The following is a 656-nucleotide window of genomic DNA, read 5'->3' as shown; positions in this document are numbered from 1 at the left end:
ACACGAATGGCGGATGCAGGTGCCGTGGTTGTCCAAGAAGGTATTGGTATGGAAGCGGCCTATTGGTCCCAATTGCCGGGGAATTTTAAGTGGCGCACACGCCCTGGCGCAATCACTTCACGCAATTTCGCAGGGTTTGTCTCTTTCGAAAACTTTCCAGAGGGCGCCAGCTCAGGCCACTGGGGCAACGCGATTGCCCGATTTCGTACCAATGGCGGAACGCCTTTCGACTATATCCCGCATGAGCACGATGTTGGCATGACGGCAATATTCGGGCCTATCGGGAGGGGTAAGACGACGCTCATGATGTTTGTTCTAGCCATGCTCGAACAGAGCATGGTCGACCGTGCAGGTACGGTCGTGTTCTTTGACAAGGACCGGGGTGGCGAATTGCTGGTTCGCGCCACAGGAGGAACATATTTGGCACTTCACAGAGGCACACCCAGCGGGTTGGCGCCGTTGCGTGGCCTAGAAAACACAGCAGCCTCACACGATTTTCTGCGCGAATGGATCGTGGCTCTCATCGAGAGTGATGGTCGGGGTGGGATTTCTCCGGAAGAGAACCGCCGTCTGGTCCGTGGTATCCATCGTCAGCTCTCGTTTGATCCACAAATGCGTTCAATCGCGGGGTTACGTGAATTTTTGTTGCATGGGCC

General features: G+C 55.5%; 1 pseudogene. It reads left to right on the top strand.

Going from position 1 to position 656, the window contains the following annotated elements:
- A pseudogene (locus A6U95_RS04875) lies at window positions 1–656 on the top strand (hypothetical protein); the annotation flags it as partial.

This window comes from Serratia sp. 14-2641, assembly GCF_001692375.1.
Taxonomy (GTDB): domain Bacteria; phylum Pseudomonadota; class Gammaproteobacteria; order Enterobacterales; family Enterobacteriaceae; genus Chania; species Chania fonticola_C.
Note: the sequence above shows the minus strand (reverse complement) of the source record. Positions and strands in the feature narration are given on the sequence as shown.